This window comes from uncultured Anaerococcus sp. (genome assembly GCF_963510915.1).
Lineage (GTDB): Bacteria > Bacillota > Clostridia > Tissierellales > Peptoniphilaceae > Anaerococcus.
Map to the genome: position 1 here is coordinate 1 of NZ_CAUPHG010000053.1, position 11,985 is coordinate 11,985.

Below are 11,985 nucleotides of genomic sequence, written 5' to 3' on the forward strand. Positions count from 1 at the left end.
CTTCGACGAAGTACATGGACATATCGCATGATAGGGCGTTTTGGTTGGCGTTTGATAAGATGCCTTGGCCAGCGTGTCCTAGTTCGTGGGCTAAGGTCATAACTTGGCTCATGGAATTATTGTAGGTTGTCATGATGAATGGGTGGGATGGGTAAGGAGAGGAGCAGAAGGCACCTGTTCTCTTACCGACATTTTGTGAATAGTCTATCCACCTATCAGCGAAGGCTTGTTTCATATAGCCAATATATTTTTCTCCAAGTGGGGAAAGGCCGTCAACAATATAGTCTCTAGCTTCTTCTATGGAAACTTGTGGTTCATAGTCAGGGTCTATTGGGAGTTTGAGGTCTGCATAGGTCATTTCATCTAGACCATAGTGGTTTTTGATGATTGTCGCATATTTTCTCATAATTGGAGCAAGTTTTTCCATAATTATGTCAATATGGTTTTCGTAAATTTCGAAATCTACATCTTGGCGGGCTAGTAAATAATGAAATACTGATTCATAGCCACGAAGATCTGCCATTATTTTTTCATTTTGGATAAGGTTGTTATAAACTGAACCATCTGCATATTGGTAGGCAGCGAGAACCTTGTGGTAGTCAGCAAAGGCCTTTCTTCTAAGTTCTGTGTCAGTTTCTCCTTCTAGGTATTCTTCAAAAGTGTTGTGGTTTAGGACAACTTTCTCGCCCTTGTGGTCGATATTTTCAAATTTCATATCCCCATATCTCATGTCGTTGTAGTTGGTATATGGAGCATCAAAGGTAGGTGCTAGGGCAGCAAGGGCTGCTTCTGTTTTTTCATCTAGTAAATATTTTGCCTTATCCTTTACTCTTTTGAGGTAATAAGCGTAGCCTGGGTGATTTTCTATAACTTCATCTAGGATTTTGCTATCAACCTTGACTAGGGCAGAATCATAGAAAGAAAGTTTGGCAAAAATCTTTGCAGCTTCGCTACCAAATTTGGCATCTCTTTTAGCCATGGCATCGTCAGTGGCATCTGTTTCCTTAGAAATACCAGAAAAAGTACCAAGACCGTCGGTTAAAGAAATTATATCGGAATAGGCTTCTAGAGAAGCATACACATCTTCACTTGTCTCAAGCTTAGAATATTTTTCCTTAAAATCATTAGCCATTTTGGCTAATTTTTCAATATCAGCATAAAAAGCTTCATCAGAAGCATAAAGGTCTTCAATGGCCCAAGTTTCTTTTGGGTCAACATCACATCTTTTTTTCATTTTTTTCTCCTTTAATGGTAATAAAATTTTTGTTAGCAAAAATTTTATGGTCTACACAATATATCAAGCAACGAAAGTTGCGAAGATAGATTGATGTAGAACCTTATGTAATTTTTTAGAATCGATGCGACGAAAAGGAGCATTGATTCTAAAAAGATTACTTTCCTTACAAAATTCACTTAGTGAATTTTGAATAAAATTTTCACTAAAACATCAGCCCTCCCTGCCATCTGATTTCATCAAATCGGGATAGGGCTTCATGAGCAAAAAGATTACTTTCCTTACAAAATTTACGTAATAAATTTTACTTTTAACTATTAATTATTATATCACTTTGTAGGATTAGTGAAAGATTATTAGCTTGAAATTAAGAGTATAGTGTATTAAATGATTTAAATTGGGAGGAAATATGCAAAAAAGAATAGAAAATTTCGCTAGACTCGCAGTTGAGTTTGGTGTTAATGTGCAAGATGGTGAAGATGTTTTAATTTCTTCTCCTGTTGAATCGCCTGAGCTTGCTCGTCTTATGACTAAGGCGGCCTATGAAAAAGGAGCTCGCAAGGTATCTGTAAATTGGGTTGATGATGCCCTTACTAGATTTGCCTACGAATATGAAAGCCAAGAGACCTTAAACGAAGTGCCTGACTGGGTTGTTGAAAAATCTCGCTATCAGATTGCTGAGAAGAGGTCAAACAGGATTTCTATTGTTTCTGACGACCCAGATTTATTAAAGGGTCTTGATGAGGCTAAGATTTCTGAAGCTGTGAAGGCTCGTTCACTAAAGATGAAGGACTTTGTGAAATACACTATGAATGATATTGTTTCTTGGCTTGTTATTTCAGTACCTTCTATCAAATGGGCAGAAAAAGTATTTCCGAACCTTAAAGGCGAAGCCGCTTGCGATAAGCTTTGGGAAGTAATCCTTGATGTGTGCAGGGTTTCTGATTCTTGGGAAGAAACTAAGAAAAATTGGGAAGACCATATAGGAACCCTTGATGCTAAGGCAGACTTTTTAAACAGCCACCAATTTGACTACGTTCATTACAAATCAGCCAATGGAACAGATTTGAAGGTAAAATTACCAAAAAATCATATCTGGATGTCAGCTGGATCTAAAAACGCCAAGGCTGACAGGTTTATACCAAATATGCCAACAGAAGAAGTCTTTACAGCTCCGCAATACGACGGGGTTGACGGTAGGCTTGTAGCTACCAAGCCGCTTGTTTATAATGGTGTGATCATAAACCACTTTGAATTTACCTTCAAGGATGGGATGGTAGTTGATTTTGATGCCAAGGAAGGGAAAGACACCCTAGCTAAGATGCTTGATAGCGACGATGGCTCAAAAAATCTCGGCGAAATAGCTCTAGTGCCTTATGATAGCCCAATTTCAAATTCAAATATCTTATTTTACAACACGCTTTTTGACGAAAATGCCTCCTGCCACTTTGCCCTAGGCAAGGCCTACCCAACTTGTGTTGAAGGCGGAGCTGACCTTGATGATAGTGAGGTTAAGACTGTGGGCATAAATGATTCCCTAATCCACGAAGACTTCATGGTTGGAGACAAGGATCTCGAAATCATTGGCTACAAAAATGGCGAAGCCTTCCAAATTTTTAAGAACGGTAACTGGGCGTTTTAATTTTTTAAAAATAATATTAGATAGGACGATTGCGTCCTATTTTTTTGTCTAGAAATTATTTATGAAAACGATATGTTATTTTTATAACAATGTGTAAATTAAAAGATATATTATCTTGAAATTGTTTTCACAAAATGATATCATGAATTTAAGAATATATGGGAGGTAGACCTATGAGTTTTTGTTTAAAAAAAGATCAGGACAAGTTCCAAGAGTTTCTAAAATTTTTGGAAGATAACAAGGACAAAAAAGGTGCTATTATGCCGATTTTGCAAAAGGCTCAGGAAATTTTTTCTTACATCCCAGAAGAAATTGTTGACATAATGGCTCTAAGGCTTGGCGTTCATTCTTTGGAAATTTACGGGGTGGCAAGTTTTTATTCTCAATTTTCATTTGTTCCAAAGGGAGAGCATGAGATTTGCGTGTGCCTAGGGACGGCTTGTTATGTAAAAGGCTCTGATAAAATCTTGGAAAGCCTTGAAAATGAACTCGGTATCAGAGTTGGCGAAACTACAGCGGATGGCAAGATAAGCCTCGCTGAGGCTAGGTGTATTGGAGAATGTGGGATGGCACCTGTGGTGAGCATTGACTCGACTAGAAATGTTGGAAATGCAAATAAGTATATAGTGGATGCTATAATCAAGGACGCTATGGAGGATAAAAATGAAATCGAAGCTTGAAAGTTTAAAAAAAGAAGGCTTTGATAAGTTGATTGCAAGACTTGACCCAGAAAAATATTACATAAATGGTGATACCATTAAAATAAAGGGAGAGTTTTACGAAAACCAAACTAGGCTTGTTTTAAGAAATTGCGATATAATCGACCCAGCATCTATTGAGGAATACATAGGCCGTGATGGGTATTTTGCCCTAGAAAAGGCCATTTATCAGATGACTGGGGAAGATATTATAAAAGTAGTGATAGATTCCGGATTGAGAGGTAGAGGCGGGGCAGGTTTTTCAGCTGGTCGTAAGTGGGAAACTGCTTTTAACCAAGATGTAGATACTAAATATGTAATTTGTAATGCTGATGAGGGTGACCCAGGTGCCTTTATGGACAGGTCAGTTTTGGAAAATGACCCTCATTCAGTTCTTGAGGCCATGGCGATTTGTGCTAGAGCTATCGGTGCCAAACAAGGTTTTATCTATGTTAGGGCAGAATATCCTAAGGCAGTTAAGGCCCTAAGGCGTGCTATAGAAGACGCTAAGAAATACAATTTGCTGGGAGAAAATATCTTGGGTTCTGATTTTTCCTTCGATATTGATCTTAGACTTGGGGCTGGGGCCTTTGTTTGTGGCGAGGGTACAGCCCTTATGGAATCAATCGAAGGCAAGAGAGGCATGCCAAGAAATAAGGAGTTTAGGACAACAGTTAAGGGTCTTTGGGGTAAGCCAACTGTTATTAATAACGTTGAAACCCTAGCCAATGTTGCTCAAATTATCCTAAAGGGATCAGATTATTTCAGGGCTTATGGTACAGAAAAATCTCCGGGAACCAAGGTCTTTGCCCTAGTTGGCAAGGTAAAAAATTCTGGACTTGTAGAAGTGCCTATGGGGACATCTATAAATACCATTGTCTATGACATAGGTAAGGGCATTCAAAATGACAAAAAAGCTAAGGCTGTTCAGACTGGTGGTCCATCAGGCGGTTGCATACCAAAATCGCTTTTTGATACTGGTTGTGACTTCGAATCGTTAAAGAAGATTGGCTCTATCATGGGGTCTGGTGGCATGGTTGTAATGGACGAAGACGACTGCATGGTGGATGTGGCGAGATTTTTCCTAGAATTTTCTGTGGACGAATCTTGTGGCAAGTGTACCCCATGTAGGATTGGCAACAAAAGACTTCTTGAAATGCTTGATTTAATTGTATCTGGCAAGGCAGATGAGGAGACCCTATACAAACTCAAAGAGCTATCAGAAATTGTTTCGGAAACCAGCCTTTGTGGTTTAGGTCAAGCCTCGCCAAATCCTGTTCTTTCAACAATGAATTATTTTTATGACGAATACCTAGCCCATGTCGGTAATTTTAAAACCTGCCCTGCTAAAAGGTGTAAGGATTTGCTTTTCTATGAGATTACAGACACCTGTATCGGCTGTACTAAGTGTGCTAAGGCTTGTCCGGTTGGAGCGGTTTTTGGCAAGGCCAGGGAAATCCACCATATCGACAAAAAAGTTTGTATTAAGTGTGGCACTTGTATGCAAAACTGTCCGGTTAAGGCTATTGTTTTAGGCTAGGAGGAGATATGATTAAGTTAAAAATAAATGGCATAGAAATAGAAGTCAGAGAAAAAACTACGCTTTTAACAGCTGCTAAGGCATTAAATATTAAAATTCCCACCCTTTGTCACATGGACCTATCTGGTATTAACTTTGTGAATAAACTCGCATCTTGTAGGGTTTGTTTAGTAGAAGATATAAAAAAAGGCAAGTTGATTCCAGCCTGCGCTACCTTTGCCAAAGATGGAATGGAAATCAGAACTGATAGCCAAAGAGTAATTAGGGCAAGGCGTGCTGTGGTGGAATTAATCCTTTCAGACCATCCGACTGACTGTTTGAAGTGTGCGAAAAACCTCGATTGCCAGCTTCAAACCCTAGCGGCAGACTTAAATATAAGGGAAATAAAATATCCGGGCGAAAAGAGGAATCTTCCTATTGATGATTCTTCGTATTCCCTTGTAAGAGATCCGAATAAGTGTATTCTTTGCAGGCGTTGCGAGACTATGTGCAATGAAGTTCAGACTGTGGGCGCTCTTGCAGAAATCGGCCGAGGTTTTATGACCCATGTTGGTTCGACTTTTAACAGGCCAATGTTTGAGACAACCTGCACCTTCTGCGGTCAGTGCCTAGCTGTGTGCCCAACTGGAGCTCTTACAGAAAAATCAAATGTCTCAGAAGTATGGAAAATCCTCCATAGGAAAAACCTCGATGACCTAGTTATTGTCCAGGTCGCCCCTGCTGTGAGGGTGGCTCTAGGAGAAGAATTTGGCCTAGAACCAGGTACACCTGTCACAGGTCAAATGGTTACAGCCCTCAAAAACCTCGGTTTTGATAAGGTATTTGATACAAATTTCGCAGCAGATCTCACCATAATGGAAGAAGCCAACGAATTTATTGAAAGGCTTTCTGAAGATAAACCAATCCTCACCTCATGCTGTCCAGGTTGGGTGAATTTTATGGAAGAACAATTTGCTGACTTAATCGATATCCCATCAACCTGCAAGTCTCCTCACGAGATGTTTGGAGCCGTTGCCAAGTCCTACTATGCAAAAAAAATCGGCTTGGACCCAGGAAAGATAACCGTGGTTTCAGTAATGCCTTGCATAGCTAAAAAATACGAGGCAAAAAGGGACGAACTCAACGAGGAAGGCTTCTCAGATGTTGATATAGTAATTACAACTAGGGAGCTTGCTTCAATGATTAAGGAAGCGGGTATAGACCTTGTTAATGTTACTAAGTCTGACTTTGACAATCCTTTGGGCGAATCTACCGGTGGTGGCACAATTTTTGGTGCAAGTGGCGGTGTTATCGAAGCCACAATCAGGACTGCCTACGACACTCTCACAGGCGAAAGTCTTGATAAGGTCGAATACGAGGAATTAAGGGGCCTTAGGGGAGTTAAAAAGGCAATAGTTAATATAAAAGGCAAAGAAATCCATATTGGCGTTGTAAATGGGCTTGGTAATACTAGGAAAATTCTTGAAAAAATTCGTTCTGGCGAAGAAAAATTCGATGCCATTGAGGTAATGGCTTGTCCTGGCGGGTGTATAGGTGGTGGTGGCCAACCTTACCACAAGGGGGACCTTGAAATTCTAAAGAAAAGAGCCGAGGGCCTTTATTCAATAGATGAAAAGAAAACCTACAGGAAATCCTACGAAAATCCATCAATCAAAAAACTCTACGATGAATATTTGGGAGAGCCAGGAAGCAAACTTGCTCACGAGTTACTCCATACTTCTTACAAGGCAAGGCCAAAATATTAAAATAAGTATGCTTGCTAGATTTATGGCTTCGATGAGTGTGAGAAGCGGATAATTTTTGTTTTAAAAGTCCAAAAGGACCTATGAAATAGACCTAAAGTTATAAGTAAATAAAAATTTGCAAACTGATAAGCCCCGATTTTGGGGCTTTTTTCTTGGAATTTCAATGAAAAATCACTTCTATTTGTAAAAACAATTCCTAAATATTTCCAAAAAGTCTTGACAAACTATAACTGTTAATATACACTATATACAGATGGAGGATATATGGACATAAAAATAAATTACTCGAGTAAGGATCCGATATATTTACAAATCAAAAATCAGATTAGGGATGCAATCTTAGATGACAAGCTAGATATAGACAAACCCTTGCCTTCCATAAGGCTTCTTGCTAAGGAACTTAGGGTGAGTGTGATTACAACCAAGAGGGCCTACGACGAACTCGAAAAGGACGGCTTAATCAATTCCGTTCCGGGCAAGGGCAATTTTATCAAAAGCCAGGACCCACAAATTGTCAAGGAAAAACTCATGGTGAAAATCGAGGACCACATTAAGGATGTCATCAAGCTTTGCAAGTTGGGCGATATTTCCAAGGAAGAAATATTAGCCCTAGTTGATGTATTGGAGGATACTGATGACTGATGCAATAAAAATAAAAAACCTAAGCAAATCTTTTGGTAATTTTAGCTTGGGCCCTCTTAATTTAGGGATCAAAAAGGGAACTATAACAGGTTTTATTGGTGAAAATGGGGCTGGAAAGTCTACCACTATCAAGCTTATTTTGGATGTGATTGGCAGAGATGGTGGTGGGATAGAAATTTTCGGCAAGGACATAAAAAATTTGGCTGTGGACGAAAAATACAAGCTTGGCTTTGTCTACGATGACTTATTTTTGCCAGGGACAATGAAAGTTGGTGAGATAGAAAAATTTCACTCCTTGCTTTATAAGGACCACTGGGAGAAGGGGACTTTCTACGAATTTATGGAAAATTTTGCCCTTCCAACCAATATTCCTATAAAGACTTTCTCCAGGGGTATGAAAATGAAATTGGGCCTTGCCCTCGCTATGAGTCACGGAGCAGAAATCCTAATCCTAGATGAGCCTACAAGTGGCCTTGACCCGGTTGTGAGGGATGATTTTTTGGATATCCTTCTTGATTTTATCCAAGACGAAGACCACACAGTTTTGATTTCGTCCCATATTTTGTCAGACCTTGAAAAAATCGCCGACTACATCGCCTTTATCCACAAGGGTGAACTAATATTTAGCGAAGAAAAAGACGGTCTAAGCGAGAAATACGGTTTGGTCTCTCTTGGAGATGAAGAATTTGAAAGCTTTGATAAATCCGCCCTTGTAGGTGTGAGAAAACATCAATTTGGCAGGGAATGTTTGGTAAAAAGAGAAAAAATGCCAGCGGGGTTTGAAATGCAAAAACCATCTATAGAAGATATTATGGTATATATGATAAAGGAGGCCTACAATGAAAGCCTTGATATATAAGGACTTAGTAGCTGTTAAAAAATACTTTACATTGTTTACTTTAGCTATCTTAGCTATGATTTTCTATAGTTTTAAAGAAGGACAAATTTTAATAATAATGGGGCTTTTTACCCTGATTCCGATAGCGCTGACTAGTACTTTTTTTGATGTAGACTTAAAATCAAACATTAACCAATATTTGATAGGACTTGGTATTGATAGGAAAAGGATAGTGCTATCAAGATATGTAATTACTTGGATATTTGGAATATTTGCCATGATAATAGTACTAATATTTAATATTAAATACGCAGATAGTAAAGAGATTTTCAACTTGCCACTTATCCTATCCTTGACACTTTTTTTAACAAATTTTGTATGTCTAATCCAATTGCCCTTTATGTATAAATATGGCTCACAAAAATCAAGGATGGTCTTCACTTTAATTTACTTTTTGATATTTTTAGGAGTAAATCAAATATGGAAGAACAATCAAATTGCAATTGATTTTATAAACAAGGTATCAAATTTTAATTTAAACTTTCTTAGTATTATAATTGTGGGAATTACAGTTTTTCTAAATGTGGTTTCTATAATACTTTCTATCCATTTCTATAAAAATAAAGACTTTTGATATTATAAAAGTAAGAGCAGAAGTAATTTTAAAAGCAAAATGGTCCCGAATTTGGGACCATTTTTACTTGCTTATAACTTTTTATTGATTTGACCTATCATATTTTTTTCGTAAATATAACAGGCGAAAGAGATTAATAAATAAACTCCAACAAAGAGGATGATTGAAAATACTAGGCTTAAATTATATTCAAACCATCTTAGGTAAAGGCCTGCACAGATGAAATAAACAATCATTGCGCAAAAATGGATGGTTTGATTTAAATAGGATGCCCTATTTTTATTTTTGAAAATATTCGCCATTAGGACTGAAACAATGCCGAAGCCGCCATAGACCAGGCATTGGATAATTTTTGCATAACCTGGGGCTTGGCTTGCCACGAAGTCAGAAACTCCAACTATATTTTCCTTAATTAGGATAGATAAAACTGCCTCGATTAAGGCGCCTATACCTACACCTGCCAAAAATCCAACTAATAAATCTTTAAAATTTTTCATGTTTCCTCCTTAAAGGCCCAAGGCCTTCCTAAATTCTTTTAAATTTCTCCTAGAAACGTATGCCACATCACCATTTGTAAGTTCGACTGCTATTGTTCCTGTAAAGGAAAGGTCGAGTTTTTTTACAAAGTCAAGATTTACAATATCTGAACGAGATATCCTTATAAATTTTTTCTTATCAAGCCTCTTATCCAATTCAGAAACAGTAAGCCTTGATGAAAAAGTTCCGTTCTTTGTTTTTATAAAAACACTCTTATCTTGAGCGAAAATTCTTATAATTTCTTCGTGAGAGAGGATAAAAACCTCCTTATCACGAAAGGCCACAAGCTTGTCAATTAACCTGTCAGCCAGCAAATCCTTTATGGTTTCGATTTCTTTTGAATATTCCTTGGCAAATATTTTTACCTGAGTTTCGTCGATGGTTTGATCAATTATTATATCAACTTTCATCCCTACCTCCTGATTCTATTATAAAGCCTAGGTCCAACTTATGCATTCATTTTCTGACAAAAGGTCGAATATGAAAGATAAGTGGTCAAAAATAGGGGGAGTAGTTTAATTTTAGGTGAATTTATGGCGAAAAAATCGTATATTAGATAGGTGATAATTTTTTTAATATGAATTTATTGCTTAAAATATAGAGAATTTCAATATATAAGGAGGACTTATGTCTAAGAATAAAAAATCAGGAGGGGTCTTGGCTAAGATCGAAAAAGTCGGCAATGCCCTGCCCCATCCTGCTATAATTTTTGTAATAATGATTGCAATCCTAGCTGCCATTGCACATATTTGTGCATCCGCGGGAGTTTCTGTATCCTACTACGATGCCAAGGCGGAAGCAGAGTCTACTATTGAGGCTATTAGCCTTTTAAATCCGGAAGGCATCCGCTATATGTTTGCATCCCTCGTTTCGAATTTCACATCCTTCGCACCCCTAGGAGTGGTCCTTGTGGCAATGCTTGGTGTAGGTGTGGCTGAGGATGCAGGATTTTTTGACGCTGGCCTAAAAAAGATGCTTTCAAATGTGCCACCAATGATCCTTACAGGAGCTGTTGTCTTTACAGGAATTGTTTCAAACATCGCATCTGATGCGGGTTATGTAGTGGTAGTTCCACTGGGAGCCATGATTTTCGCCTCAGCAGGCAAACATCCAATAGCAGGTCTTGCTGCAGCTTTTGCAGGGGTTTCTGGTGGGTTTTCTGCCAACCTAATTTTTGGGCCAACAGATGTGCTTCTGGGAGGGATCACCAACGAAGCCCTAAGAGCTGCAAATATTGACTACACAGTGTATCCTCAAGCTAACTGGTATTTCTTAATTGTTTCTACCTTTGTTCTAACAATCGTAGCGACAGTTGTTACAGAAAAGGTAGTTGTACCAAACCTAGGAGAGTACACAGGAGCTTATGTCCACGAAGACAAGCCGCTAACAGATATAGAAAAAAAGGGCCTAAAAAATTCTTTAATAGCATTTTTAATCTTTGCTGTAGTAATGGTAATTTTAATGGTGCCAGAAAATGCGATTTTAAGAGAGGCTAACGCCCAAGGCAAAATGACCCTAGAAGCCTTTATGGGCAAGGGACTAATTGCGGCGATTCTATTTATGTTCCTAATACCAGGCTATGTTTTTGGAAGGACAACAGGTAAGTTTAAGAACTCAACTGACCTAATAGGAGCCATGACTAAGTCGATGGAATCAATGAGCGGATTTTTGGTACTAGCATTTTTTGCAGCCCAATTCGTATCCTTCTTCGCCTATACAAATCTCGGAACAATTCTCTCTGTAAAGGGAGCTGAGTTTTTGGAATCAATCAGTCTAACAGGAGTACCGCTAGTAATCTTATTTATAATCCTATCAGCTTTTATCAATTTATTTATAGGATCAGCCTCAGCCAAATGGGCAATCATGGCACCAATTTTCGTGCCAATGTTTATGAACATGGGACTTTCCCCAGAACTAAGCCAAATGGCCTACAGAATAGCAGACTCATCAACCAACATCATAAGCCCACTAATGAGCTATTTTGCAATGATAGTAATTTTTATGCAAAAATACGACAAAGACAGGGGACTTGGAACCCTAATATCAACCATGCTACCATATTCGATAGCATTCTTGATCTTCTGGACCTTGCTCTTAGTAGTTTGGATGATATTTAAAATTCCACTAGGCCCAGGGGCAATGCTATTTGTTTAGGATCTATCCGAGATAATGGTAGTAAAAACTTTGTAGGCAAAGTTTTTACGGTTTTCAAAATTTCTCAAGGTGCAAAGCACCGCAGTAGAAATTTATGAAAAACCTTATGTGATTTTTTATGAAAGACGCGATGAATAAGAGCGTCTGCAATAAAAAGATTACTAGAATATCATCTTTTTTTTGTTAATCCGAGATTAACTATATCTTATAAATAATCTAGGTCATTTACATGACCCCTCCGTTCAAAGGGGAGGCCCGAGGGACGCCTTGCCCAAGCGGCTTAGAGCGCCGCAGGGTCCCTCACCGACCGGAAACCCGTTT

At 38.4% G+C, this 11,985-nt stretch carries 11 protein-coding genes; 8 read left to right on the forward strand and 3 right to left on the reverse strand.

Annotated features, from left to right (window positions below; translation table 11 throughout):
- Positions 1-1,234 (reverse strand): M3 family metallopeptidase (locus tag RQ893_RS05720; RefSeq protein ID WP_311482092.1); only part of this gene is annotated, 1,234 nt, incomplete at its 3' end.
- A gap of 409 nt (positions 1,235-1,643) precedes the next feature.
- Between RQ893_RS05720 and RQ893_RS05725 the strand changes: the two genes are divergently transcribed.
- The 7 genes from RQ893_RS05725 (at position 1,644) to RQ893_RS05755 (ending at position 8,973) form a co-directional block, all read left to right on the forward strand.
- On the forward strand, positions 1,644-2,876 hold the full coding sequence (locus RQ893_RS05725; RefSeq protein WP_311482093.1) for an aminopeptidase: 1,233 nt from the start codon (positions 1,644-1,646) through the stop codon (positions 2,874-2,876).
- A 173-nt stretch (positions 2,877-3,049) separates the two neighbouring features.
- Entirely contained in the window at positions 3,050-3,556 is a 507-nt protein-coding gene (locus RQ893_RS05730; RefSeq protein ID WP_311482094.1) for an NAD(P)H-dependent oxidoreductase subunit E, read from the forward strand.
- Positions 3,540-5,114: an NADH-ubiquinone oxidoreductase-F iron-sulfur binding region domain-containing protein gene (locus RQ893_RS05735; RefSeq protein WP_311482095.1), complete on the forward strand. Its 1,575-nt coding sequence runs from the start codon at positions 3,540-3,542 to the stop codon at positions 5,112-5,114. Before RQ893_RS05730 ends, RQ893_RS05735 begins: the two co-directional genes overlap by 17 nt.
- An 8-nt stretch (positions 5,115-5,122) precedes the next feature.
- On the forward strand, positions 5,123-6,859 hold the full coding sequence (locus tag RQ893_RS05740) for an NADH-dependent [FeFe] hydrogenase, group A6 (RefSeq protein ID WP_311482096.1): 1,737 nt from the start codon (positions 5,123-5,125) through the stop codon (positions 6,857-6,859).
- Between the two features lie 264 nt (positions 6,860-7,123).
- Entirely contained in the window at positions 7,124-7,501 is a 378-nt protein-coding gene (locus tag RQ893_RS05745; protein WP_311482097.1) for a GntR family transcriptional regulator, read from the forward strand.
- Positions 7,494-8,360, forward strand: a complete 867-nt coding sequence (locus RQ893_RS05750) for an ABC transporter ATP-binding protein (RefSeq protein WP_311482098.1) — start codon at positions 7,494-7,496, stop codon at positions 8,358-8,360. The genes RQ893_RS05745 and RQ893_RS05750 overlap by 8 nt, the downstream gene beginning before the upstream one ends.
- Positions 8,341-8,973: an ABC-2 transporter permease gene (locus RQ893_RS05755; protein ID WP_311482099.1), complete on the forward strand. Its 633-nt coding sequence runs from the start codon at positions 8,341-8,343 to the stop codon at positions 8,971-8,973. Before RQ893_RS05750 ends, RQ893_RS05755 begins: the two co-directional genes overlap by 20 nt.
- Before the next feature lie 71 nt (positions 8,974-9,044).
- On the opposite strand, the gene RQ893_RS05760 is transcribed toward RQ893_RS05755, so the two are convergent.
- Both RQ893_RS05760 and RQ893_RS05765 read right to left on the reverse strand, forming a co-directional pair.
- Entirely contained in the window at positions 9,045-9,470 is a 426-nt protein-coding gene (locus RQ893_RS05760) for a DUF3021 domain-containing protein (protein WP_311482100.1), read from the reverse strand.
- 9 nt (positions 9,471-9,479) lie between these two features.
- Positions 9,480-9,920 (reverse strand): LytTR family DNA-binding domain-containing protein, encoded by a 441-nt coding sequence (locus RQ893_RS05765; RefSeq protein ID WP_311482101.1) that lies wholly within the window; start codon positions 9,918-9,920, stop codon positions 9,480-9,482.
- Positions 9,921-10,137: 217 nt separating this feature from the next.
- Here RQ893_RS05765 and RQ893_RS05770 point away from each other — a divergent pair, with 217 nt between their 5' ends.
- Positions 10,138-11,664 carry an AbgT family transporter gene (locus tag RQ893_RS05770; protein ID WP_311482102.1) on the forward strand — a complete coding sequence of 509 codons (1,527 nt, stop codon included), beginning with the start codon at positions 10,138-10,140 and terminating at the stop codon, positions 11,662-11,664.
- Positions 11,665-11,985: the final 321 nt, after the last annotated feature.